The 23,301-nt window shown below is 70.6% G+C and carries 23 protein-coding genes; 17 read left to right on the top strand and 6 right to left on the bottom strand.

Features of this window, described 5'->3' with window-relative positions:
* The first annotated feature begins 60 nt into the window (after positions 1-60).
* The 5 genes from EDF28_RS13810 (at position 61) to EDF28_RS19420 (ending at position 4,354) form a co-directional block, all read left to right on the top strand.
* Positions 61-1,326 carry an ice-binding family protein gene (locus EDF28_RS13810; RefSeq protein WP_185094246.1) on the top strand — a complete coding sequence of 422 codons (1,266 nt, stop codon included), beginning with the start codon at positions 61-63 and terminating at the stop codon, positions 1,324-1,326.
* A gap of 10 nt (positions 1,327-1,336) precedes the next feature.
* The gene (locus tag EDF28_RS13815; protein WP_123938680.1) at positions 1,337-2,275 is read left to right on the top strand and encodes an NADP-dependent oxidoreductase; all 939 of its coding nucleotides are present in this window, start codon (positions 1,337-1,339) and stop codon (positions 2,273-2,275) included.
* 120 nt (positions 2,276-2,395) lie between these two features.
* Positions 2,396-2,899, top strand: a complete 504-nt coding sequence (locus EDF28_RS13820; protein WP_123938681.1) for a DUF805 domain-containing protein — start codon at positions 2,396-2,398, stop codon at positions 2,897-2,899.
* A gap of 70 nt (positions 2,900-2,969) precedes the next feature.
* Positions 2,970-3,548: a DUF805 domain-containing protein gene (locus EDF28_RS13825; RefSeq protein WP_123938682.1), complete on the top strand. Its 579-nt coding sequence runs from the start codon at positions 2,970-2,972 to the stop codon at positions 3,546-3,548.
* Positions 3,545-4,354: a DUF805 domain-containing protein gene (locus tag EDF28_RS19420; protein WP_123938683.1), complete on the top strand. Its 810-nt coding sequence runs from the start codon at positions 3,545-3,547 to the stop codon at positions 4,352-4,354. Before EDF28_RS13825 ends, EDF28_RS19420 begins: the two co-directional genes overlap by 4 nt.
* A gap of 70 nt (positions 4,355-4,424) precedes the next feature.
* On the opposite strand, the gene EDF28_RS13835 is transcribed toward EDF28_RS19420, so the two are convergent.
* The 6 genes from EDF28_RS13835 to EDF28_RS13860 form a co-directional block, all read right to left on the bottom strand.
* Entirely contained in the window at positions 4,425-5,069 is a 645-nt protein-coding gene (locus EDF28_RS13835; protein WP_111086631.1) for a TNT domain-containing protein, read from the bottom strand.
* A 52-nt stretch (positions 5,070-5,121) separates the two neighbouring features.
* Entirely contained in the window at positions 5,122-5,892 is a 771-nt protein-coding gene (locus tag EDF28_RS13840; protein WP_123938684.1) for a succinate dehydrogenase iron-sulfur subunit, read from the bottom strand.
* Between the two features lies 1 nt (position 5,893).
* Positions 5,894-7,687 carry a succinate dehydrogenase flavoprotein subunit gene (gene sdhA, locus EDF28_RS13845; protein WP_123938685.1) on the bottom strand — a complete coding sequence of 598 codons (1,794 nt, stop codon included), beginning with the start codon at positions 7,685-7,687 and terminating at the stop codon, positions 5,894-5,896.
* Between the two features lie 49 nt (positions 7,688-7,736).
* Complete coding sequence (gene sdhD, locus EDF28_RS13850) at positions 7,737-8,183, bottom strand: succinate dehydrogenase, hydrophobic membrane anchor protein (protein WP_111086628.1); 447 nt, start codon at positions 8,181-8,183, stop codon at positions 7,737-7,739.
* Between the two features lie 11 nt (positions 8,184-8,194).
* A complete protein-coding gene (gene sdhC / locus EDF28_RS13855; RefSeq protein ID WP_123292180.1) occupies positions 8,195-8,644 on the bottom strand; it encodes a succinate dehydrogenase, cytochrome b556 subunit in 450 nt (149 codons plus the stop codon).
* A 78-nt stretch (positions 8,645-8,722) separates the two neighbouring features.
* Positions 8,723-9,958, bottom strand: a complete 1,236-nt coding sequence (locus EDF28_RS13860) for a glycosyltransferase family 1 protein (RefSeq protein ID WP_235035928.1) — start codon at positions 9,956-9,958, stop codon at positions 8,723-8,725.
* A 187-nt stretch (positions 9,959-10,145) separates the two neighbouring features.
* On the opposite strand from EDF28_RS13860, the gene EDF28_RS13865 reads away from it, so the two are divergent.
* From EDF28_RS13865 to EDF28_RS13920, 12 genes are all read left to right on the top strand, one after another.
* Entirely contained in the window at positions 10,146-11,261 is a 1,116-nt protein-coding gene (locus tag EDF28_RS13865) for a mannose-1-phosphate guanylyltransferase (protein ID WP_123672266.1), read from the top strand.
* Positions 11,262-11,459: 198 nt separating this feature from the next.
* Positions 11,460-12,524: a BMP family protein gene (locus tag EDF28_RS13870; RefSeq protein WP_123292183.1), complete on the top strand. Its 1,065-nt coding sequence runs from the start codon at positions 11,460-11,462 to the stop codon at positions 12,522-12,524.
* A gap of 140 nt (positions 12,525-12,664) precedes the next feature.
* Positions 12,665-14,185, top strand: a complete 1,521-nt coding sequence (locus EDF28_RS13875) for an ABC transporter ATP-binding protein (protein ID WP_111086621.1) — start codon at positions 12,665-12,667, stop codon at positions 14,183-14,185.
* Positions 14,182-15,519: an ABC transporter permease gene (locus EDF28_RS13880; protein WP_395875255.1), complete on the top strand. Its 1,338-nt coding sequence runs from the start codon at positions 14,182-14,184 to the stop codon at positions 15,517-15,519. Before EDF28_RS13875 ends, EDF28_RS13880 begins: the two co-directional genes overlap by 4 nt.
* Entirely contained in the window at positions 15,516-16,805 is a 1,290-nt protein-coding gene (locus tag EDF28_RS13885) for an ABC transporter permease (protein WP_123338926.1), read from the top strand. The genes EDF28_RS13880 and EDF28_RS13885 overlap by 4 nt, the downstream gene beginning before the upstream one ends.
* Before the next feature lie 166 nt (positions 16,806-16,971).
* Positions 16,972-17,370: a cytidine deaminase gene (locus tag EDF28_RS13890; RefSeq protein WP_123339066.1), complete on the top strand. Its 399-nt coding sequence runs from the start codon at positions 16,972-16,974 to the stop codon at positions 17,368-17,370.
* A 5-nt stretch (positions 17,371-17,375) separates the two neighbouring features.
* Positions 17,376-18,674, top strand: coding sequence for a thymidine phosphorylase (locus EDF28_RS13895; RefSeq protein ID WP_123938686.1), 1,299 nt, complete (start codon positions 17,376-17,378; stop codon positions 18,672-18,674).
* Between the two features lie 178 nt (positions 18,675-18,852).
* On the top strand, positions 18,853-19,965 hold the full coding sequence (locus EDF28_RS13900; protein WP_123938687.1) for an adenosine deaminase: 1,113 nt from the start codon (positions 18,853-18,855) through the stop codon (positions 19,963-19,965).
* Between the two features lie 3 nt (positions 19,966-19,968).
* Positions 19,969-20,415 carry a PTS sugar transporter subunit IIA gene (locus EDF28_RS13905; protein ID WP_123938688.1) on the top strand — a complete coding sequence of 149 codons (447 nt, stop codon included), beginning with the start codon at positions 19,969-19,971 and terminating at the stop codon, positions 20,413-20,415.
* Complete coding sequence (locus EDF28_RS13910) at positions 20,412-20,690, top strand: PTS sugar transporter subunit IIB (protein WP_123292189.1); 279 nt, start codon at positions 20,412-20,414, stop codon at positions 20,688-20,690. Before EDF28_RS13905 ends, EDF28_RS13910 begins: the two co-directional genes overlap by 4 nt.
* A 53-nt stretch (positions 20,691-20,743) precedes the next feature.
* The gene (locus tag EDF28_RS13915) at positions 20,744-21,586 is read left to right on the top strand and encodes a purine-nucleoside phosphorylase (protein ID WP_123938689.1); all 843 of its coding nucleotides are present in this window, start codon (positions 20,744-20,746) and stop codon (positions 21,584-21,586) included.
* On the top strand, positions 21,583-23,259 hold the full coding sequence (locus EDF28_RS13920) for a phospho-sugar mutase (RefSeq protein ID WP_123938690.1): 1,677 nt from the start codon (positions 21,583-21,585) through the stop codon (positions 23,257-23,259). The genes EDF28_RS13915 and EDF28_RS13920 overlap by 4 nt, the downstream gene beginning before the upstream one ends.
* The last annotated feature ends 42 nt before the right edge of the window (positions 23,260-23,301 follow it).

Raw genomic sequence — 23,301 nt, forward strand, 5'->3', positions numbered from 1 at the left:
GTGAACGCCGGGTGTCTCCGATGCCCGATCGGCTCTTCGCCATCTCAGGCAGGGGCCTCCGTGGCCAGAACGCCCATCCTCCGTCCGCTCATCGTCGTCAGCACCGGGATCGGGTTGGCCGCAGCGCTCGCCCTCGGCGCCTCCTCGGCCGCGTCCGCCGCCACCATCATCGACGGCCCCGTCGGTCTCGGGACCGCAGCGAGCTACGGCGTCCTCGGCGCGCAGACCGTGACGAACACCGGGCCGACCGTGGTCAACGGTGACCTCGGCGTCTCGCCCGGTACCTCGATCACCGGCTTCGGCGGCACCGGCAACGGGACCGTGAACGGCACCGTGCACCAGACCGACGCGGCGGCCGCGCAGGCCCAGTCGGACACCACGACCGCCTACAACGTGGCCGCTTCGCTGACGCCGACGCAGACCGGCCTCCAGGAGCTCAACGGGCTCAGTCTCAGCCCGGGCGTCTACAACGGCGACACGCTGCAGCTCGCGAACACCGGCCAGCTCACCCTGGCCGGCAGCGCGGACTCCGTCTGGGTGTTCCAGGCCGCGTCGACCCTGACCATCGGGTCCGGCACGAGGATCGTCATCACCGGTGGCGCGAGTTCGTGCAACGTGTTCTGGCAGGTCGGCAGCTCAGCGACCATCGGCAGCGCCGCCCAGTTCCAGGGCACCGTCCTCGCCGACCAGTCCGTGACCGCCACGACGGGTGCGACGGTCGTGGGCCGACTGCTCGCCCGGAACGCAGCGGTGACGCTCGACGACAACACCATCACCCGGCCGACGAACTGCCCGGCTGCGGGGACGCCGTCCGAGAGCGTCGCACCGACGATCACCTCGGGCACCCCGACCGACGCGACCGCCGGCACGCCGTACTCGTTCCCCGTCACCGCGACGGGCAACCCGGCACCGACGTACTCCGATGGCGGAACCCTCCCGCCCGGACTCACGATCAACCCGGACACGGGCGTCATCTCCGGCACGCCGACCACGCCCGGCACCACGACGGTGACGATCACGGTGGACAACGGCACGGCACCGCCGGACACCGAGACCTACGTCGTGACCGTCCGTGCGCCGGCACCGACGCCCACGGCGACGCCGACCGCAACGGCTCCCGTGCCCACCGCTCCCACGTCGACAGCACCCGCGGTCCCGGTCATCGGTGGAGGCGACACCGGCGGCGGCACGACGGAACTGGCCTTCACCGGCAGCGACCCGACGATCCCGCTCGCCGCGGCAGGAGCGATGCTGCTCGGCGGCATCGCCGTGATGGTGCTCCGTGCACGGACCCTCCGCGCACGCCGCCGGCGGATCGGGGCGTAGCGTCGGCCGCATGACGAAGCACTGGGTGGCACCGCGGTTCGGCGGCAGCGAGGTCCTCGAGTTCGTGGACACCGAGGTCGCCGCACCCGGACCCGGACCCGGTGAGGTCACCATCGCGGTCCGCGCCGCCGGCATGAACCCCGCCGACACGAAGCACACGCGGCAGGGCGACCCGGCCGACCTGCCGGTGCCCATCGGCTACGAGGTCGCCGGCGTGCTCACCGTCCTCGGACCGGACACCACCATCGCGTCCGGCGGGGGAGCGGTCGGCGACGAGGTCCTGGCGTTCCGGGTCGCCGGCGGTTGGACGTCGTCCCTCACCGTCCCGGCCGCGGACGTCTTCGCGAAGCCCGTCGGGCTCGGCTTCCCCGAGGCGGCGAACCTGTTGCTCGCAGGCACCACCGCAGCCGACATGCTGCGCGTCACCCGTGCCGCGGGGCGCGACACCGTGCTGGTGCACGGTGCCTCCGGAGCAGTCGGCGTCAGCCTGCTGCAGCAGCTCCGCCTGCTCGGCGCGCGCGTCATCGGCACCGCCTCCGAGCGGGGTGCGGACGTCGTGCGACGCTTCGGCGGCGAGTGGGTCGCGTACGGCGACGGCCTGGAGGCACGGGTCCGGTCGCTCGCACCCTCCGGCATCGACGTGGCACTGGACTGCGTGGGCACCGACGAGGCCGTCGACGTCTCGCTCGCGGTGGTCGCGGACCGCGACCGGATCGCCACGATCGCCGCGCAGGCGCGCGCCGCCGAGGCGGGGTTCGCGGCCGTCGGTGGGGCGCAGCCCGCGAGCAAGGCGTTCCGCGACTCGGTGCGGCAGCGACTGATCGACCTGGCCGGGGCCGGACAGCTCGAGGTCCCGGTGGCGCGGACGTTCCCGCTCGCCGAGGCGAAGGCGGCCGCGGAGCTGCTGGAGTCCGGGCACCCCGGCGGCAAGCTGGCGCTGGTGCCCTGAGTCGGTCGGAGCGCTGTCGGAGCGCAGTCGCTGCGCTGTCCTCCGCTGGGGGGACGCGTCCTGCCGCCGCCGCTGCCAGACTCGACGGTGATCGCAGTCGGCCTCGGAAGGAACGAACCAGTGAGTGACCAGTACCCGCCGCAGAACCCGTACGGCCAGCAGCCCGGACCGTACGGCCAGCAGCCCGGACCGTACGGCCAGCAGCCGACCGGCCCGCGCCAGCCCCCGCTGTGGGCGCCCTGGTACGGGATCCCGTTCGTGCAGGCGTTCCCGCGGTTCTGGAAGAAGTACGTCCGGTTCGACGGCCGCGCGAGCCAGTCGGAGTTCTGGTTCTGGGCCCTCTGGTACGTCATCGGCTCGGCGGCCACCGGCATCGTCGGTGGGTTCTTCAACGTGCTGCCGTTCTTCGACGACGCGTCGAACGGGTTGAGCGGGCTCTGGGCCCTGGCCTGCGCCCTCGGCTTCATCGCCCTGACGGTGCGACGACTGCACGACGTGAACCTGAGCGGGTACTTCGCCTTCCTCTTCATCATCCCGCCGCTCGGCGTCCTGTTCTCGCTCATCGTCGGTCTGATGGGCTCGAACCCGCAGGGGCAGCGGTACGACGAACCCCACCGCGCGTAGCGAGCGACGGCCGCGCGACGGTTCTGGTTGACTCGGACCCGACTACCAGCCAACGATCGAGGGGGACACCGTGAGTGACCAGTACCCGCAGAACCCGTCCGGCCAGCAGCCGGGCGGCCAGCCGAACCCGTACAACGGAACGCCGCAGTACGGCCAGCAGCCGGCGACCGGCCCGAACGGCGAGCCGCCGATCTGGGCCCCCTGGTACGGGATCTCCTTCGGCAAGGCCGTCGGACGCTTCTTCAAGAAGTACGCGACCTTCAGCGGCCGCGCGAGCCGCAGCGAGTTCTGGTGGTGGTACCTGGCGAACGCGATCGTCGGCATCGTCCTCGGCATCCTGTACGGCATCGGCATCGCCACGTCGGAGCGTTCGACGGTGTCGATGTCGACCGCGACCTCGGCGAGCGTGCAGTCGACCGTCACCAGCCCGTCAGCGCTCTTCGTGATCGCCGGCATCCTGATCGGGCTCTGGGGTCTCGCGATCATCATCCCGACGCTCGCCCTCGGCTGGCGACGCCTGCACGACGCGAACCTGCCCGGTGCCATGTGGATCATCGCGATCTTCGTCGGCATCGTCGGCATCGTGTTCGGCCTGCTGCCCTCGAACCCGCAGGGCGAGCGCTACGACCGACCGACCGGCGCTCGATGAGCAACGACACACCGCAGTGGGGCCAGCCCGGCGGCGACCAGCCGTCGGCGCAGCCTGACCCTGGGCAGCAGCAGCCGGGGTACGGGCAGCAGCCTGGTGCCTACGGGCAGCAGCCCGGACCCTACGGGCAGCAGCCCGGACCCTACGGACAGCAGCCTGGTCCGTACGGTCAGCAGCCCCAGTACGGCCAGCAGCCTGCCCAGTACGGCCAGCAGCCTGCCCAGTACGGCCAGCAGCCTGCCCAGTACGGCCAGCAGCCTGCCCAGTACGGCCAGCAGCCCGGGTACGGCCAGCAGTACGCCGACCCGTACCCGCAGGCCGGTCCGCCGATCCCGGTCGGGCCCGACGGAGCTCCACCGCTGTGGGCACCCTTCTACGGTGCCGGCTTCCTCGACGCCTTCACGCGCTTCTTCAAGAAGTACGCCCGGTTCGACGGGCGCGCCAGCCGCAGTGAGTACTGGTACTGGATCCTGGCGAACGCGATCGTGACCCTCGTTCTGTACGGCGGGTTCATCGCCGGCATCATCTCGTGGAGCGTCTCGGCCTCGACCACCGACGAGTACGGCTACACCCAGACCGAGGGTGCACCCCCGGCGTGGATCTTCATCCTGCTCGTCCTGTACGGCCTCTGGTGGCTCGCGACCCTCATCCCGAACATCGCACTGGGGTGGCGCCGCGTGCACGACGCGAACCTCGCCGGTCCGCTCTGGCTCATCGGGATGTTCGTCGGCATCGCCGCGATCGTGTTCGGCTGCCTGCCGCCGAACCCGGCTGGTGCGCAGTACGACCGCCCGGACCAGGCGTAGCAACACTGAACGGCAATCGGCCCGCACTGCGCGAAAGCGCGGTGCGGGCCGACTTTCGTCGTGCGGGGTGTCAGACCACGCGGAGTCGAGCCAGTGCACCATCGACGACGAGGTCGCGCACGGTGACCGTGGGGTCGGCGATCTGGAAGCGGAGCGCGCCACCCGGTTGCTCGAACCACGGCTGCACGAAGCGGACGTTCACCATGAACGGACGCTCGACCAGGTAGCGGTGGGTCTCCGGGACGCCGGCGACGTGCGGCGGCAGCGACCGGCTCGGCAGCGGAGTGTCGAGCGGGTGCAGCAGGTAGCCGTCCGGACCACCGATGCGGTCGACGGGGACGCCCGCGGGGATCTGGATGGTCAACCCCTGTTCTCCGGCCTGCGACACCTGCTGCGCCAGCTGCGGGTACGTCGACGCCGCACGGTCACGGAGCCCGTCGAGCTCGTGCCGGGCGATGTCGCGCGGAGCCGGGAACGGCCGGTTCAGGAACCGACGGAGCATCTCGACCGCGTCCTCCTCACCGCGCGCGGTGGCGAGGCGACGAGCCGTGCCGTAGTCGACGACCTCGAGCGCGAACTCGTCGGACGCCTCGGCCGGGACAACGCGGAGCGCACCCTCGACCGGCGGCTCGTGCAGGGTCTCTCCGGGGAGCTGCACGTAGCGGATCGTGTAGCCGAGCTGGTCGAGGATGGGGCGGGTGGCCGCGAACGTCATGGAGCGGAGCCTATCGGTGGAGTCGATGTCGAGTCTTGGACGACCCCGAGTGTCAGGCGCGGCCCCGCATGACGGCCTGCTTGACCTCGGAGATCGCCTTCGTCACCTGGATGCCACGGGGGCAGGCGTCGGTGCAGTTGAAGGTGGTCCGGCAGCGCCAGACCCCTTCCTTGTCGTTGAGGATGTCGAGGCGGACCTCGGCGGCGTCGTCACGCGAGTCGAAGATGAAGCGGTGCGCGTTCACGATCGCGGCCGGGCCGAAGTACTGCCCGTCGGTCCAGAACACCGGGCACGACGAGGTGCACGCAGCGCAGAGGATGCACTTCGTGGTGTCGTCGAAGCGTGCGCGGTCGGCCACCGACTGGACGCGCTCCTTGCCCGGGGTGGGCGCCGTCTTCGGCTGCAGGAACGGCTGGACCTCGCGGAAGGACTTGAAGAAGGGCTCCATGTCGACGACGAGGTCCTTCTCGAGCGGCAGGCCCTTGATCGCCTCGACGTAGATCGGCTTCGAGACGTCGAGGTCCTTGATCAGGGTCTTGCACGCCAGCCGGTTCCGGCCGTTGATGCGCATCGCGTCCGAGCCGCAGACCCCGTGGGCGCAGGAACGTCGGAACGTCAGGGAGCCGTCTTGGTCCCACTTGATCTTGTGCAGGGCGTCGAGGATGCGGTCGGTCGGCAGCATCATGACGTCGAAGTCCTGCCAGCGCGGCTCGTCGTCGACGTCCGGGTCGAAGCGCCGGATGATGAGCGTGACGGAGAAGGACCCGGGAGGCGCGTCGGTGGTGTCGGTCCGGGGTGCGTCGGAGACCAGGGTGTCGGTCATCTCAGTACTTCCTCTCCATCGGCTGGTACCGGGTCACGACGACCGGCTTCCAGTCCAGCGTGATGTGGTCGTCGGCGAGTGACGAGTGCGGGTCGCCCGTCAGGTACGCCATCGTGTGCTGCATGTAGTTCTCGTCGTCGCGCTTCGGGTAGTCGTCGCGCATGTGGCCGCCGCGGCTCTCCTTGCGGTTGCGGGCCGAGTAGACGACCACCTCGGCCAGGTCGAGCAGGAACCCGAGCTCGACGGCCTCGAGCAGGTCGGTGTTGAACCGCTTGCCCTTGTCCTGCACGGAGACCTGCATGAAGCGGTTCCGGAGCGTGTGGATGGTCTCGGTGACGCGGGCGAGGGACTCGTCGGTGCGGAACACCTGGGCGTTCTTGTCCATCTCGTCCTGCAGCTCCTTGCGCAGGACGGCGATGCGCTCGGTGCCGGTCGAGGCGCGCAGCTGGTCGAGCATCGCCCGGACGCCGGCAGCGGGGTCTTCGGGCAGCGGGAGGAACTCGGCGGTCTTGACCCACTCGGCGGCGTTGTTGCCCGAGCGCTTGCCGAAGACGTTGATGTCGAGGAGCGAATTCGTGCCGAGACGGTTCGAGCCGTGCACCGAGACACAGGCGCACTCGCCGGCGGCGTAGAGGCCGGGGACGACGGTGGTGTTGTCGTAGAGCACCTGCGCGTCGGTGTTCGTCGGGATGCCACCCATCGCGTAGTGCGCGGTCGGCATCACCGGCACCGGCTCGACGACGGGGTCGACGCCGAGGTAGGTGCGGGCGAACTCCGTGATGTCCGGGAGCTTGGTCTCGAGGACCTCGGCACCGAGGTGCGTGCAGTCGAGCAGGACGTAGTCCTTGTTCGGGCCGGCACCGCGGCCCTCGGCCACCTCTTGCACCATGCACCGGGCGACGATGTCGCGTGGGGCGAGGTCCTTGATGGTGGGGGCGTAGCGCTCCATGAAGCGTTCACCGGAGGCGTTGCGCAGGATCGCACCCTCGCCACGAGCACCCTCGGTCAACAGGATGCCGAGGCCCGCGAGGCCGGTCGGGTGGAACTGGAAGAACTCCATGTCCTCGAGCGGCAGACCGGTGCGCCACACGATGCCGACGCCGTCGCCGGTCAGGGTGTGCGCGTTCGAGGTGGTCTTGTACATCTTGCCGAAGCCACCGGTCGCGAAGATCATCGCCTTGGCGTGGAAGACGTGCAGCTCACCCGTGGCGAGCTCGAACGCGACGACGCCGGCCGGCTGCTGGCGCGTGACGCCGTCCTCGCCCACGACGTCGACCATGATGAGGTCGAGCGCGTAGAACTCGTTGTAGAACTCGACGCCGAGCTTGACGCAGTTCTGGAACAGCGTCTGCAGGATCATGTGGCCCGTGCGGTCGGCCGCGTAGCAGGCGCGACGGACCGGTGCCTTGCCGTGGTCGCGGGTGTGGCCGCCGAAGCGACGCTGGTCGATCTTGCCCTCGGGCGTGCGGTTGAACGGCAGGCCCATGTTCTCGAGGTCGATGACGGCGTCGATGGCTTCCTTCGCCAGGATCTCGGCGGCGTCCTGGTCGACCAGGTAGTCGCCGCCCTTGATCGTGTCGAAGGTGTGCCACTCCCACGAGTCCTCTTCGACGTTCGCGAGGGCCGCGGCCATCCCGCCCTGCGCCGCACCGGTGTGCGAGCGGGTCGGGTAGAGCTTCGAGATGACGGCCGTCTTCGCCTTCGGGCCGGCCTCGATCGCGGCACGCATGCCCGCGCCTCCTGCGCCGATGATGACGATGTCGAACTGGTGGTGGTGCACGGTGGTCTCGGTCACAGGGGTCTTTCCGTAGACGGTGGGAAGGCGGTCGGCAGCGGGGATGGTGCTACTGCGCCGGGCAGAAGGAGGGCAGGTCCGCGGCGGCTGCGCCGGCGGGGCACGGGTCGAACGTCCAGCAGACGAGCAGGCCGAGGACGATCAACACGACGCACGCGATGAGGATCGCGGCGAGGAGCGTCTTCCGGATGCCCGGCTTCGACACGTAGTCGTTGACGATCGTGCGCATGCCGTTCGAGCCGTGGATGAGCGCGAGGACGAGCATGAGGGAGTCCCACACCTGCCAGAACGGGTTCGCCCACTTGCCGGCGACGAAGGCGAAGTCGATCTGCTTGACACCCTCGCCAGCCACCATGTTGACGAAGAGGTGGCCGAAGATCAGCACGACGAGCAGGACGCCCGAGCCGCGCATGTAGATCCAGCCCCACTTCTCCCAGTTGGTGGAGCGGCGGGCGGCCGAGGCGGAACGGGGAGGTTCGACGATCTGCGTGGTCATCAGGTGCCCCTCTAGTTGAAGTCCGCGAAGAGGTTCATGAGCTGGCGGGGCAGGAAGCCCGCGATCGCGATCGCCCACAGGACGATGACGACCCAGAACATGGCCCGCTGGTACTTCGGCCCCTTGGACCAGAAGTCGACGAGGATGATCCGGAGCCCGTTGAACGCGTGGAACACGATGGCCATCACCAGGGCGATCTCGCCGAGGTTCATGATCGGGGTCTTGTACGTGCCGATGACCGCGTTGTACGCCTCGGGCGAGAGGCGCACGAGTGCCGTGTCGAGGATGTGCACGAGCAGGAAGAAGTAGATCGCGACACCGGTGATCCGGTGCAGGACCCACGACCACATGCCGGTCGACCCGCGGTACAGCGTGCCCTCGAGTTTCCGAGAGGCGCGGGGCGCCTCGATCGTGACTTCGGGGACGGCGGTCGCCGTACCGCCGCCGGTGGGCTCAGCCATGAGCTCGTCCTTCCATAGGACGGGCTCGCCCGATCGGCGAGCCCTTGCCGTTCGTGTTCGTGTGGAACACGTCCCATCCTATGCGCGGGTGCTGACCTTCTCGTCCCGACCGGCCCGCAGGCCCCGACCCACGGGCGGCGCGCCGATGTTCCTGGCCGTGTCGTGGTGCCCCAGGAGCTGGTCGCCGACGGCCTCCCACGTGGTGCCCTCGACCCGGAGACGGCCCGCCGATCCCATCCGTTCCGCGAGTGCGCGGTCGTGGTGGAGCCGCAGGACCGCCTGTCGCAGGGCCTGTGGTGCGTCGGTGTCGTAGAGCTCGCCGTCGAGTCCGGGGGCGACGAGGTCGAGCGGACCACCCGACGCCGGCGCGATCACCGGCAGCCCCGAGGCGTGCGCTTCCTGGAGGGTCTGCCCGAAGGTCTCGGCCGGACCGGTGTGCACGAAGAGGTCGAGCGAGGCGTACGCGTCGGCGAGGGCGTCGCCGCGCAACGGTCCGGTGAAGGTGACGTCGAGGTGCCGCAGTCGCCGTTCGAGCAGCGCGCGGGACGGTCCACCGCCGGCCACGACGACGCGGATGCCGGGGATCCCGCCGAGCTCGGCGAGCCGTTCGACCTCCTTCTCCGGGGCCAGCCGTCCGACGTAGCCGACGATCGTCTCGCCGTGCGGCGCGATCCGGCGTCGGAGCGCTCGGACGTGGGCGGACTCCCGTCGGGCCGGGTGGAAGAGCTCGGTGTCGACCCCGCGCCCCCACCGTGCGACGCGGGGGACGCCGTCCTCGGCGAGCATCGCGGCGGTCGCGCTCGACGGCGCGAGCGTCAGCGAGGCGCCGGCGTGGATGCGGCCGAGGATCCTGCGGACCAACGGGACGGTCGCCGTCAACCCGTTGCGGCGGGCGAAACCGGCCACGTCGGTCTGGAAGACGGCGACGGAGGGGATGCCGAGCCTCCCGGCTGCCGTGATCGCGCGCCCACCCAACAGGAACGGACTCGCGGCGTGGAGCACGTCGGCGCCGGAGGCGGCGAGGATCGTGTCGAGGACGGGGTGGGGGAGTGCGACGGGGAACTGCCGGTACGCGACGGCGGGGATCCGGTGCACGTCGAAGGAGCGGTAGCGCTCGACACTGCTGCGGGACCGGAACTGCGCGAGTCCCGGGGTGTCCGGTGCGATCACGACCGCGCGGTGGCCACGGCGTTCCAGGTGGTCGAGGACCGCCAGGACGCTGGTGGTCACGCCGTTGAGGGTGGGCAGGAAGCTCTCGGTCACGACGGCGACGGTCCGGGGGGACGTGCCGCGCTCCACGCTGCGTGCGCTCATGGTGCTGCCCATGCTCCGGGCGTCACGTGACCCCGCGGGGCCGACGACGTGAACGGGGCGGAGGCGACGGGTGAACAACGCGACGCCGTCGCCGCGCGCACGCCGACGATGCCCTGCGGGAGCCCGCATGCGGGAATCGTGCGGAGACCACCCAGGATCCGCGCGGCAGGACCGGTACGGTGAGCGCGTGGCTGACGCTCTCGAAGACTTCTACGCGATCATCCCCGCAGGGGGCATCGGATCGCGCCTGTGGCCGCTGTCGCGCGCGGACGCACCCAAGTTCCTGCACGACCTGACCGGGTCCGGCACCTCGCTGCTCCGGCAGACCTGGGACCGGCTCGCCCCGCTCGCGGGCGAGCAGCGGATCATGGTCGTGACCGGACGGGCGCACCGCGTCGCCGTCGAGTCGCAACTGCCGGGGGTCGAGGACCACAACGTGGTGCTCGAGAGCGAACCGAAGGACTCCACGGCGGCCATCGGCCTCGCCGCGGCGATCCTGGTGCGCCGCGAACCCGACGTCGTCATCGGCTCCTTCGCCGCCGACCACGTCATCGGTGACGCCCGCGGCTTCCGCCGTTCGGTGCGCGAGGCCGTCGCCGTCGCCCGCGCCGGGTACATCACCACGATCGGCATCACGCCGACCGAGCCCGCGATCGGCTTCGGGTACATCCACGCGCACGGCGACACCCTGGACATCGAGGGCGCACCGACCGCGCACGCCGTCCGGTCGTTCGTCGAGAAGCCCGACCTGGACACCGCACGCTCCTACGTCGAACAGGGCACGTACCTGTGGAACGCGGGCATGTTCATCGCCCGCGCCGACGTGCTGCTCGAGGAGATCGGCCGGAACAACCCGACGCTGCTGGCCGGCATCAACGAGCTCGCGGACGCCTGGGACACCTCGGCCCGCGGTGCGGTCGTCGACGCGGTGTGGCCCACGCTCGAGAAGATCGCGATCGACTACACCGTCGCCGAGCCAGCCGCCGCGGCCGGCCGCATGGCGGTCGTCCCCGGTGACTTCGACTGGGACGACGTCGGCGACTTCGCCTCGCTCGCCAAGCTGCAGTCCGGTGGTCGCCCGAACAACCTCGCCGTGCTCGGTGACGGCGCCCGGATCCTCGCCGACTCGTCGAGCGGCATCGTGATCTCGCACAGCCAGCGGCTCATCTCGCTCATCGGGGTCGAGGACATCGTCGTCGTGGACACCCCCGACGCGCTGCTCGTGACGACCAGCGCGAACGCACAGCGGGTCAAGGGCGTCGTGGATGCTCTCAAGATCAGCGGCCGCGGCGACGTCCTGTAGCGCTCCACCGACAACCCCCTCGAACTGGGGGTCCGAGCGTGACCTCGCGTTACGGGCGCGTTTCGGCGCGGTCGCGATCCCGTAACTGATCCGTCCGGTGCTCAGAACGGGTCCTGTACCGGCCGGGCGGTCGTGTACTGTCGCCACGATCGCCCGGAACGCACGTGGTCCGGGCACGCTCCCCGGAGGAACCCACCCGTGACATCTCGTACCCGACGCGTCGTCCTCAGCGGCTTCGCGCTCCTCGGCACCGCCGCCGTCCTCGCAGGCTGCGCCTCGGCGCCGTCCGACACGACGACCGCCAAGAAGACCGACTTCCGCCCCTGCATGGTCTCCGACGCCGGTGGCTTCGACGACAAGTCGTTCAACCAGCTCGGCTACGAGGGCATGAAGGACGCCGCCAAGGACCTCGGTGCCACCTACAAGGAAGCCGAGTCGAAGGACGCCACCGTCTACGACTCGAACATCCAGCAGCTCATCGGCCAGAACTGCAACCTCGTCGTGACCGTCGGCTTCAACCTCGCCGACGCCACGAAGAAGCAGGCCGCGGCGAACCCCGACACCGACTTCGCGATCATCGACGACAGCTCGATCGACGCGAAGAACGTCAAGCCGATCACGTTCGACACCTCGCAGGCCGCGTTCCTCGCCGGCTACGCAGCGGCGTCCTACTCGAAGACCGGCGTCGTCGGCACCTTCGGTGGCATGCAGATCCCGACCGTCACCATCTTCATGGACGGCTTCGCGGACGGCGTGAAGTACTACAACGAGCAGAAGGACAAGGACGTCCAGGTCAAGGGCTGGAACGTCGACACCGGCAAGGGCTCCTTCACCGGTGGCTTCGAGGCCGGCACGCAGGCCAAGTCGGTCGCGCAGACGCTCCTCGACCAGGACGCCGACGTGATCCTGCCCGTCGGCGGTCCGATCTACCAGTCCGCTGCCGAGGCCATCAAGGACGCCGACAACGGCTCCGTCCTGATCGGTGCGGACAGCGACCTCTACGAGGCCGACCCGCGCTACAAGGACATCGCCTTCACCTCGGTCGAGAAGGGCATGCGCCCGGCCGTGAAGGACGTCGTCGAGCAGGCGGCCGACAAGAAGTTCTCGAAGACCCCGTACGTGGGCACGCTCGAGAACGAGGGCGTCGGCATCGCGCCGTTCCACGACTACGAGTCCAAGGTCGACAAGGGCCTCCAGGGCGAACTGGACGACATCAAGGCCGGCATCATCGACGGCTCGATCAAGGTCAAGACCCAGTCCTGACCCGACGAACGCGGGCGAGGGGCTTCCCTCGCCCGCGTTCTCGTGCGCCCGAGCGGTGCACGCGAGACCGTGCGCCCGCGTGGCGCACTCGAGACCGTGCGCCCGCGTGGCGCGCGCGAGACAGAAATAGACTCCCGAACATGAAGCTCGAACTCCGCGGCATCACCAAGCGGTTCGGCGCCCTGGTCGCCAACGACCACATCTCGCTCACCGTCGAGCCGGGTGAGGTCCACTGCCTCCTGGGTGAGAACGGCGCCGGCAAGTCCACTCTGATGAACGTCCTCTACGGCCTGTACGACGCCGACGAGGGCCAGATCCTGCTCGACGACGTGGTCCAGGACTTCGACGGCCCCGGTGACGCCATGCGCGCCGGCATCGGCATGGTGCACCAGCACTTCATGCTCGTACCCGTCTTCACCGTCGCCGAGAACGTCATGCTCGGTCAGGAGCAGACCACCTTCGGTGGACGGCTCGACCTGGCCGGCGCCCGCAAGCGGGTCAAGGAGATCTCCGACCGCTTCGGCTTCGACGTCGACCCCGACGCCAAGATCGAGGACCTGCCCGTCGGGGTCCAGCAGCGCGTCGAGATCATCAAGGCGCTGTCCCGCGACGCCTCCGTGCTGGTGTTCGACGAGCCGACGGCCGTCCTCACCCCGCAGGAGACCGACGAGCTGATGGGCATCATGCGGCAGCTCCGCGAGGCCGGCACCGCGATCGTCTTCATCACCCACAAGCTCCGCGAGGTCCGCGAGGTCGCCGACCGCATCACGGTGATCCGGCTCGGCAAGGTCGTCGGCGAGGCCTCGCCCGCGGCGACCAACAACGAGCTGGCCGCGATGATGGTCGGCCGTGCCGTCTCCCTCGTCGTCGACAAGACGCCGTCGACCGGCGGCGAGGACGCCCTGGTCGTCGAGGGCCTCACCGTGACCGACCCGTCCGGCATCGTGCTCGTCGACGACGTGTCGTTCTCGGTCCGTCGTGGCGAGGTCCTGGCGATCGCCGGGGTGCAGGGCAACGGGCAGACCGAGCTCACCGAGGCGATCCTCGGTCTCGAGCCCGTCCACGCCGGCCGCATCACGCTGGACGGCAAGGAGCTCACCGGCCGCAGCGTCAAGCAGGTGCTCGACGCCGGCGTCGGCTTCGTCCCCGAGGACCGCAAGGAGGACGGCCTGGTCGGCGAGTTCACGATCGCGGAGAACCTCATGCTCGACCGGTCCGACCACGACGCGTTCGTCCGCGCCGGCACCATCCGCGCCGCCGAGCGCGACGCCTTCGCCGACGAGAAGATCGCCGAGTTCGACATCCGCACGCCGGGCCGCGCGACCGCTGCCGGTCGGCTGTCCGGCGGCAACCAGCAGAAGATCGTCCTCGCCCGGGAGCTCAGCCGCGAGCTCCGGCTGTTCGTCGCCGCGCAGCCCACGCGCGGCATCGACGTCGGGTCGATCGAGTTCGTGCACAAGCGCATCGTCGCCACCCGCGACACCGGTGTGCCCGTCATCGTCGTCTCCACCGAGCTCGACGAGGTCGTGGCACTGGCCGACCGCATCGCCGTCATGTACCGCGGCGGCATCGTCGGGATCGTGCCGGCGACCACCCCGCGAGACGTCCTCGGCCTCATGATGGCCGGCGAGATCCCAGAAGGAACGGAGCTGGCAGCGTGACCGCGCAGGACCCAGACAACACGCAGCAGCCGCTCACCGACGACCGCCTGCAGGAGGCCCCGGAGACCCCGCACCTGATGACGGACTCGGCGGACGACACCGAGCGCCGCAACGGCGCCCCCGGCACCGACCGCTGGCACGCCGCGATGCAGAGCATCCTGAACGGCTCCGTGCTCGTCACGGTCCTCGCGGTCGTCCTTGCCCTCGTCGCCTGCGGCATCCTCATCGCCCTGACCGACGAGAACGTCCGCGCCACGGCCGGCTACTTCTTCGCCCGTCCCGCCGACATGCTCCAGGCCATCGGCACCGCGGTCGGCGGCGCCTACGCCTCGCTGTTCCAGGGCTCGGTGGTCAACTTCGGCGCCACCAGCTTCCAGCAGGCGATCGCCCCGCTCACCCGGTCGATCGACTACGCGGTGCCGCTCGTCGTCGCCGGCCTCGGGATCGCGCTGTCCTTCCGCGCCGGGCTGTTCAACATCGGCGGCCAGGGCCAGATCCTGATGGGGGCCGCGGCCGCCGGCTGGGTCGGGTTCTCGTTCGACGGCCCTGCCGCGATCCACATCCCGCTCACGATCGTCGCCGGCATCGTCGGCGGTGCGGTCTGGGGAGGGATCGTCGGTGTCCTCAAGGCCCGCACGGGTGCGAACGAGGTGGTCGTCACGATCATGCTCAACTACGTCGCGCTCTACCTGGTCAGCTACCTGCTCCGGACCCCCGGTCTGCTGCAGGCTCCGGGCAGCAGCAACCCGATCTCCCCGGCAACGAAGGACAGCGCCCTCCTGCCGCAGCTCTTCGGCGAGCGGTACGGCGTGGACCTCGGCTTCATCGTCGCGATCATCGCCGTCGTCGTGGTCTGGTGGCTCGTCAACAAGTCGTCGCTCGGCTTCCGGTTCCGCACCATCGGTGAGAACCCCCGCGCCGCCCGCGTCGCCGGCATGAGCGTGCCGGCACTGACGATCTGGGTGATGGTCATCTCCGGTGCCCTCGTCGGCATCGCCGGTGCCTACCAGGTGCAGGGTGCGGTCACGACGGGCTTCACCTCGGGCATCGACGCCGGCATCGGCTTCGACGCGATCACCGTCGCGCTGCTCGGCCGCTCGAAGCCGTGGGGCGTGTTCTGGGCCGCGATCCTGTTCGGCGTGCTGAAGAACGGCGGCTACGCCATGCAGGCCGCCAACGGCATCCCGATCGACATCGTCGGTGTCATCCAGGCCCTCATCGTCCTGTTCATCGCGGCGCCGCCGCTCGTCCGCGCGATCTTCCGGATCCCGCAGCCGGGAGCCCGCCAGCGCACGAAGACGAGCAAGAACAGCAAGAAGGCGGTCGCCGCGTGAGCACCCTCAGCCCCACCGCGGCGCCCGCGTCGCCCCTGTCCGACCGTCCGGTCGAGACGACCCGCAGCTGGAAGCTCCCGATCGGGTACGCGGTGTTCACGCTGCTCGCGGTCGTGTTCTTCGTCCTGCTCAGCCGTGCCGGCACGACCACCTTCCGGCTCGCGAACGCCGGCGACTTCGTCGCGCTGCCGAACGTCCCGCTGTCGGCCGCACCGACCGGCTACGTCGTGGTCGTGCTCCTGGCGATCGCCACGGTCTACGCCTTCGTCGAGGTCCGCGCCTACCGGCACGTCCCGCTCTGGGTCACGTCGGTCTTCGCGATCGTCTTCGTCGTCGGCTTCCTGACGTGGGCAGCGGCCGGCGCGACGATCCCGCTGCCCGGCCTGCTGGTCGGCGCACTCGGGCTGAGCGTCCCGCTCGTGTTCGGTGCCCTCGGCGGCGTCATCTCCGAGCGGGTCGGCGTGGTGAACATCGCCATCGAGGGCCAGTTCCTCGCGGGTGCGTTCACCTCGGCGCTCATCGCGTCGCTCACCGGCTCCGCGTGGGTCGGGCTCGTCGGCGCGCTCGTCGCCGGTGTGCTCGTCTCGTTCATCCTGGCCGCGTTCAGCATCAAGTACCTCGTCGACCAGGTCATCGTCGGTGTCGTCATCAACGCCCTCATCTCGGGGCTGACCGGCTTCCTGTACTCGCAGGTGCTGTCCCCGAACGAGACCACGCTCAACGTCGGCGTCCGGTTCCCGAAGTTCGAGATCCCGCTGCTCCACCAGATCCCGGTGATCGGTCCGGTGTTCTTCGAGCAGAGCGTCATCGTCTACCTGGCGTACGTGGCCGTCGCGGTGGTCACCTTCGGCCTGTTCAAGACCCGCTGGGGCCTGCGCCTCCGCGCGGTCGGCGAGCACCCGCAGGCGGCCGACACGGTGGGCATCAACGTCACGAGCACCCGGTTCTGGAACGTGTCGCTCGCCGGCGCGATCGCCGGCCTGGGTGGTGCGTACTTCACGCTCGACGCGGTCGGACCGTTCACGAAGGACATGACCGCGGGCGCCGGCTACATCGCCCTGGCCGCCGTCATCTTCGGTCGCTGGGACCCGATCAAGGCCACGCTGGCGGCGCTGCTGTTCGGCTTCGCCTCGAACCTGCAGAACACGCTCGGGGCGATCGACTCGCCCGTGCCGAGCGAGTTCCTGCTGATGTTGCCGTACGTGGTGACGATCTTCGCGGTGGCCGGCCTGGTCGGGCAGTCGCGCGGTCCCGCCGCGTCCGGCAAGCCGTACATCAAGAGCTGACGGCCAGGAGGCACGGCACATGACCGACACGCACGCTGCGGACGACGGCACGGCCGCGTCCACCGACGCGATCGCCTGGACGGACCCGGCCACGGCCCTGCGCGCGGGAGGCGGCGACACCGCCGCCGACGGGGCGGACGCAGCCACCGGCCTCCCGGTCGACGACGTGGACTGGGGCGCTCTCCGCGACGCCGCCACAGCCGCGATGCGGCGCGCCTACGCGCCGTACTCGTCGTTCCCGGTGGGCGCCGCGGCGCTCACCGACGACGGTCGGATCGTCTCCGGCTGCAACGTCGAGAACGCGAGCTACGGGGTGACGCTCTGCGCGGAGTGCTCGCTCGTGTCGCAGCTGCACATGACCGGCGGCGGCAAGCTCGTCGCGTTCACGTGCGTCGACGGCGACGGGGCGACCCTCATGCCGTGCGGCCGCTGCCGCCAGCTGCTGTTCGAGCACTCGACCGAGGGCATGCTCCTCGAGACGGTCTCCGGCATCCGCACCATCGACGAGGTCCTGCCCGACGCGTTCGGGCCGCGCACCCTCGCCACCTACCAACAGGAGCACTGATCCCCATGGCCGTCGAGCCGTTCGACACCGTCGACCTCATCCGCACGAAGCGATCCGGTGGCGCCCTGAGCACCGCCGAGGTCGACTGGCTCGTCGACGCGTACACACGCGGCTACGTCGAGGACCCGCAGATGGCCGCGATGGCGATGGCGATCTTCCTGAACGGGATGGAGCGGCGCGAGGTCAAGGACCTCACGCTCGCGATGATCGCGTCCGGGGAGCGGATGTCGTTCGGGTCGCTCGGCAAGACGACCGTCGACAAGCACTCCACGGGCGGGGTCGGCGACAAGATCACGCTGCCGCTCGCACCGCTGGTGGCGTCGTTCGGCGTCGCGGTGCCGCAGCTGTCCGGCCGTGGCCTCGGCCACACCGGCGGGACGCTCGACAAGCTCGAGTCGATCCCCGGGTGGCAGGCTGCGCTGTCGAACGACCGGATGATGGAGATCCTGTCCGACGTCGGTGCGGTCATCTGCGCCGCCGGCTCGGGTCTCGCACCGGCCGACAAGAAGCTGTACGCCCTGCGCGACATCACCGGCACCGTCGAGTGCATCCCGCTCATCGCGTCGAGCATCATGTCGAAGAAGATCGCCGAGGGCACCGGTGCGCTCGTGCTCGACGTGAAGTTCGGCTCCGGTGCGTTCATGCCGACGTACGAGGCGTCGCGCGAGCTCGCGCAGACGATGGTCGACCTCGGGAACGACGCCGGGGTGAAGACCTCGGCGCTGCTGACCGACATGGAGGTCCCGCTCGGCCTGACGATCGGCAACGCACTCGAGGTGCGGGAGTCGGTCGAGGTGCTGGAGGGCGGCGGTCCGGCCGACGTCGTGGAGCTGACCGTGGCACTGGCCTCGGAGATGCTGACGCTCGCCGGGATGCCGGACGCCGATCCTGCGGCTGCACTGGCCGACGGCCGGGCGATGGACACCTGGCGTCGGATGATCTCCGCGCAGGGTGGGGACCCCTCCGCCGCGCTGCCGGTCGCCCGCGAGCAGCACGTCGTCACGGCGCCGTCGTCCGGTGTGCTGGCGCAGCAGGACGCCCTGCCGTTCGGCGTCTCGGCCTGGCGCCTCGGTGCCGGTCGTGCCCGCGCGCAGGACCCGGTGCAGGCCGGGGCGGGCATCGAGCTGCACGTCAAGCCCGGTGACACCGTGACCGAGGGGCAGCCGCTCTGGACGCTGCACACCGACGACGCGTCGCGGATCCCGCGGGCGCTCGAGTCGCTGGAGGGTGCGTGGTCGATCGGCTCGTCCGACGCTGCCGTGGCGGCCCGCGGGCCGATCGTGCGGGAGCGCATCGCGGGCTGAACGTGACCGTCCGACCGGCTGGAGGCTCTCCGCACACGTGTGGACCGGGCTCGCAGGCTCGCCCGCGCATCCCACGGATCGCTTCGCGATCCCGTTGAGTGGGATGCGCCAGTCTGTGCAGGGGTCTGTTGTGCACAGGTGCCTGCGCGTGGTCGGTGACCACCGATAGCCTGGTCGCATGAGCGCCGACGCCCCGACCTACCGCCTGCCCGACGCCGGAGCGGTCATCAACGACCTGCCGAAGGTCTCGCTGCACGACCACCTCGACGGCGGACTGCGCCCCGCGACGATCGTCGAGCTGGCTGCTGCGTCGAGTGTGACGCTGCCGACCACCGACCCGTCCGAGCTCGGGCAGTGGTTCGCCGACCAGTCGAACTCGGGCTCGCTCGTCGAGTACCTGAAGACGTTCGACGTCACCACCTCGGTCATGCAGACGGCACCGCAGCTGACGCGCATCGCCCGTGAGTTCGTCGAGGACCTGGTCGCCGACGGCGTCGTCTACGGCGAGGTCCGGTGGGCCCCGGAACAGCACCTGCAGGGCGGGCTGACGCTCGACGAGACGGTCGAGGCCGTGCAGGCCGGCATCGAGGAAGCGGTCGACGCCGCGGGCGGCAGCATCCGGGTCGGCCAGCTCGTCACCGCGATGCGCCACGCCGACCGCTCGCTCGAGATCGCCGAGCTCGCCGTCCGGCACCGCGACAACGGGGTGGTCGGCTTCGACATCGCCGGTGCCGAAGCCGGGTTCCCCGCCTCGAACCACCGTGCCGCGTTCGACTACCTCGCATCCGAGCTGTTCCCCGTCACCGTCCACGCGGGCGAAGCCGACGGACTCGCCTCGATCCGGTCCGCGCTCGTCGACGGCCGCGCGTTGCGCCTCGGGCACGGCGTCCGGATCTTCGAGGACGTCACCCTCTCCGACGCCGGTGACGGCTCGACGCTGGCCTCCCTCGGCGAGGTCGCGTCGTGGGTCCGCGACCGCGAGATCCCGCTCGAGGTCTCGCCGTCCTCCAACCTGCAGACCGGTGCGATCGCGGCCTGGGGCGACGACCTCGCCGACCACCCCTTCGACGTGCTCTACCAGCTCGGCTTCCGGGTCACGGTGAACACCGACAACCGCCTGATGAGCGGGACGTCGCTGTCGAAGGAGCTCGCACTGCTCGCCGGCACGTTCGGCTACGACCTCGACGACCTGGCGGCGTTCCAGATCAACGCGGCGCTCGGCTCCTTCCTGCCGCTCGAGGACCGCGAGGAGATCATCGCGACCATCACCTCCGGGTACTCGGAGGCCTGACGCATGGGACTGCCGCCGCTGCCGGACGCCGCCGTGCTCCTCGGGGCCACCGCGCCCACCTGGCGTGACGCGATGCGCCTGGCCGGCGGCGCGCTCGTCGCGTCCGGAGCCGCGACCGACGAGTACACGGACGCCATGATCGGCATGGTCGAGGAACACGGGCCGTACATCGTGATCTCCCCGGGTCTGGCGTTCGCCCACGCCCGACCGGGCGGCGCGGTCCTGCGCGACGGGCTCGCCGTCGTGACCCTCGAGACACCGGTCGCGTTCGGCCACCCGCACAACGACCCGGTCCGTGTGGTCCTGGGGCTCGCGGTCGCCGGGGTCGGCACGCACCTCGAGTCCATCGGTGAGATCGCGAACCTGTTCAACGACCAGGCCGTCACGGGGCGGATCGCCGACGCGACGACGGCGGACGAGGTCCGCACGATCATGGGGGTGTCCGCGTGAAGATCGTGACCATCTGCGGTGCGGGCATCGGCTCGAGCGGCATCCTGAAGGTGAACGCCGAGAAGGCGTTGTCCGCCCTCGGCCTGCAGGCATCGGTCGTCGCGGCCGACGTGGCCTCGGTGCGCGACGTGTCCGACGACGCCAACGTGATCCTCACCAGCCAGGAGTTCGTCGAGGCGATCGGCGACACCTACGCCGAGGTCATCGTGATCCGGAACCACTTCGACCAGGGCGAGATCACGGCGGCGGTGGACCGGGCGCTCGGCGAGCACTGAGGCGGGTGCGGCGGCGGCCGCTGGGGCGGGCGTCTGCCCTTTAGAGTTGGGGCATGAGCACCGAGAACCCGCTGAACGACCCCGCTGCCGACCCGTTCGAGGTCGCGCGGGACGCCGCCGCCGTCATCGCCGCGAAGTCAGGCATCGAGCGGCACGACATCGCCCTGACCCTCGGCTCGGGCTGGGGCAAGGCCGCCGACATCATCGGTGAGACCGTGTCCGAGATCCCGGCGGACCAGGTCCCGGGGTTCAGCGCCTCGGCCGTGCCCGGGCACTCCGGCACCATCCGGTCGATCCGCCTCGCCGACGGCCGCCACGCGCTCGTCATCGGCGCACGCACGCACTACTACGAGGGCCACGGTGTCCGCCGGGTCGTGCACAGCGTCCGCACCGCCGCGGCCGCGGGTGCCACGGTGATGGTGCTGACGAACGGTGCCGGTGGCATCAAGGAGCACTGGACGCCCGGCACGCCCGTGCTCATCAGCGACCACATCAACCTGACCGCCGACAGCCCGCTCGAGGGCGCGACGTTCATCGACCTCACCGACCTGTACTCGTCCCGGCTGCGTGACGTGGCGCGGTCGGTCGACCCGTCCCTGGACGAGGGCGTCTACACGCAGTTCCGCGGCCCGCACTACGAGACCCCGGCAGAGGTCCAGATGGCCAAGGCCATCGGCGGACACATCGTCGGCATGTCAACTGCACTCGAGGCCATCGCCGCCCGACAGGCCGGCATGGAGGTCCTCGGGTTCTCGCTCATCACGAACCTCGCCGCCGGCATCCAGAAGACGCCGCTGTCGCACACCGAGGTACTCGAGGCCGGCAAGCAGGCCGAGCCCGTGATCGCGGACCTGCTCGCCCGCGTGGTGACCGCCCTCGGGCAGCCGGCGTCGTGAAGATCGACCTCGACCACGTGCTCGGGACCGCTCGGTCCTGGCTCGCGCAGGACCCGGATCCGCAGACCCGCGACGAGCTGACCGCCGCGATCGAGGCCGCGTCCGACGGCTCCGGTCCGGCCGTGCAGGCCCTGGCCGCGCGGTTCGGCGGCCGGCTGCAGTTCGGCACCGCCGGACTCCGCGCCGAGCTCGGCTACGGCCCGCTCCGCATGAACCGGGTCGTCGTGTCGCAGGCCGCTGCCGGTCTCGCACGCTTCCTGATCGACACGGGCCGGTCGCGCAGCGTCGTGATCGGCTACGACGGCCGGGTGAACTCCGACGTCTTCGCACGCGACTCCGCCGAGGTCATGCGCGGCCTCGGGCTCGAGGTCACGCTGCTGCCGGTCGCCCTGCCCACGCCGGTGCTCGCGTTCGCCGTGCGGCACCTCGACGTCGGCGCCGGGGTGATGGTCACCGCGAGCCACAACCCGCCCCGCGACAACGGGTACAAGGTCTACCTCGGACAGGACGACGACGGGTCGCAGATCGTGCCGCCGGTCGACGGCCGAATCGCGGACGCCATCGACGCCGTCGCGGCGGGGTCGATCACGGACCTGCCCCGGGGCACCGACTACACCGTCGCGTCGTCCGCGCTGCTCGACGCCTACGTGGCCGCCACCGCCGCCATCGTGCCGACCCCGACCCTGGCGCCGCAGGAGCAGCCGAAGGTCGTCTACACGGCGATGCACGGTGTCGGGTGGGAGACCGCACGCGCGGTGTTCGCCGCCGCCGGGTTCGCGTCGCCCGCGGTCGTGCCGGAGCAGATCGAGCCGGACGGTGCGTTCCCGACCGTGTCGTTCCCGAACCCCGAGGAACCCGGCGCGATGGACCTCGCGATCGCCCGCGGGCTCGCCGTCGGCGCTGACCTCGTCATCGCGAACGACCCCGACGCCGACCGGCTCGCGCTCGCGATCCCGGCGGTCTCCGACTCCGGGGACCCGACCTACCGCCGCCTGTCCGGCAACGAGGTCGGGTGGCTGCTCGGGTGGCAGGCTGCCGTCCGTGCGTCGGAGACCGGCGCCACGGGCACCCTCGCAGCGTCGATCGTCTCGTCGCCGGCGCTGGCCCGCGTCGCCGCCCGCCACGGTCTGGAGTACCGCGACACCCTGACCGGCTTCAAGTGGGTCTCCCGGGTCCCCGGGCTGCTCTTCGGGTACGAAGAAGCTCTCGGCTACCTGGTTGACCCGTCGGTCGTGCGCGACAAGGACGGCATCTCGGCGGCACTGTCGCTGCTGTCGTTGGCGTCGGACCTGGCCGGTGCCGGATCGTCGATCGCCGGGCAGCTCGACGCCTTCGCCGCCGAGTTCGGGGCGTTCGCGTCGGGACAGGTCGCGACCCGCGTGGACGACCTGTCCCGCATCGGCGAGATCATGGCCTCGCTCCGGTCCGCGCCGCCGTCGTCGCTCGGCGGGCTGGAGGTCCGCACCGTGACGGACTACGTCGACGGGGTGGAGGGCTTCCCACCGTCGGACATCCTGCGGTACGACCTGACCGGTGACGCGCGCGTGATCGTCCGACCGAGCGGCACCGAGCCCAAGGTCAAGGTCTACATCGACACCGTCGCCGAGACCCCCGCCGAGGCCCAGCGCCTCGTCGACGCCCTCGCGGAGTCCGTCCGCCCCTTGGTCTCGTAGCGCCGCCGTCCGCCGCCCCCTCGTTCGCGTCGCGCCCCGGTA

Origin of the sequence: Curtobacterium sp. PhB137 (assembly GCF_003814955.1) — a bacterium.
Lineage (GTDB): Bacteria > Actinomycetota > Actinomycetes > Actinomycetales > Microbacteriaceae > Curtobacterium.

Coding starts and splice junctions, on each gene's coding strand:
- EDF28_RS13815 (WP_123938680.1), top strand. CDS start 1,337: ATGACGAAGCACTGGGTGGCACCGCGGTTCGGCGGCAGCGAGGTCCTC.
- EDF28_RS19420 (WP_123938683.1), top strand. CDS start 3,545: ATGAGCAACGACACACCGCAGTGGGGCCAGCCCGGCGGCGACCAGCCG.
- EDF28_RS13835 (WP_111086631.1), bottom strand. CDS start 5,069: ATGACGTTCGCGGCCACCCGCCCCATCCTCGACCAGCTCGGCTACACG.
- EDF28_RS13840 (WP_123938684.1), bottom strand. CDS start 5,892: ATGACCGACACCCTGGTCTCCGACGCACCCCGGACCGACACCACCGAC.
- sdhD (WP_111086628.1), bottom strand. CDS start 8,183: ATGACCACGCAGATCGTCGAACCTCCCCGTTCCGCCTCGGCCGCCCGC.
- sdhC (WP_123292180.1), bottom strand. CDS start 8,644: ATGGCTGAGCCCACCGGCGGCGGTACGGCGACCGCCGTCCCCGAAGTC.
- EDF28_RS13860 (WP_235035928.1), bottom strand. CDS start 9,958: ATGAGCGCACGCAGCGTGGAGCGCGGCACGTCCCCCCGGACCGTCGCC.
- EDF28_RS13875 (WP_111086621.1), top strand. CDS start 12,665: ATGAAGCTCGAACTCCGCGGCATCACCAAGCGGTTCGGCGCCCTGGTC.
- EDF28_RS13895 (WP_123938686.1), top strand. CDS start 17,376: ATGGCCGTCGAGCCGTTCGACACCGTCGACCTCATCCGCACGAAGCGA.
- EDF28_RS13900 (WP_123938687.1), top strand. CDS start 18,853: ATGAGCGCCGACGCCCCGACCTACCGCCTGCCCGACGCCGGAGCGGTC.
- EDF28_RS13905 (WP_123938688.1), top strand. CDS start 19,969: ATGGGACTGCCGCCGCTGCCGGACGCCGCCGTGCTCCTCGGGGCCACC.
- EDF28_RS13915 (WP_123938689.1), top strand. CDS start 20,744: ATGAGCACCGAGAACCCGCTGAACGACCCCGCTGCCGACCCGTTCGAG.